Genomic DNA, 620 nt, shown 5'->3' with positions numbered 1-620 from the left:
GGGGCCTTGATCATAACTCCGACCAAAACCCAGTAGTGCACTGAGATATCGCCTTGAGGGAGGGTGGCAGAACCTCCGAAATTTCCTACCCTTGGAAGTGCAAGCTCACCGAGGGTCAAGAAACATGTTCGAAGGTTCTACCGTCTCAGACTTTAGCCCAGCGGCAAGCGCTTCGCCAGTGGCAGCCGGATCGAAGCCGGCGACGCGTCTGGAGCGGGCGCAAGCGCTCGCGGCGGCGGCGCGCTGCCGGGCGGCGGGGCAGAGCGAGCGTGCCGCGGCTGCTGGCATCGGGCGCCCGCGCAGCACCTTGCGGGACTGGTCGCAGGCGGACGCGGTCTCGCCCGAGGTGCCGGCGGCCTTGGCCGCGTTGTTCGCCTCCGAAGCGGGCGTGCGGTGGCTGCATCGGCTGGTCTTGGCCCTGCAGTTCGTCATCACCCTGCGCGCCGGCGGCGGCGTGCGCTTGGTCTGCGAGTGCTTGGAGCTCAGCGGCCTGTCGGCGTTCGTCGGCGCCGCTTACGGCAGCCAGCAGGGGTTGAACGCGGCGCTCGAGCAGGCCGTGGTGGCGATTGCCGCCGAGCAGCGCGCGGCGCTGGCCGCGGGCCTGGCGCCGCGGGCGGTGT

The 620-nt window shown here is 70.2% G+C and carries 1 pseudogene; it reads left to right on the top strand.

The features are described from left to right. Positions 1-178 precede the first annotated feature (178 nt). Positions 179-620, top strand: a pseudogene (locus ML01_RS26660) (hypothetical protein); the annotation flags it as partial.

Origin of the sequence: Thiohalocapsa sp. ML1, from assembly GCF_001469165.1 — a bacterium.
Taxonomy (GTDB): domain Bacteria; phylum Pseudomonadota; class Gammaproteobacteria; order Chromatiales; family Chromatiaceae; genus Thiohalocapsa.
This window is presented reverse-complemented; position numbering and strand designations above follow the sequence as displayed.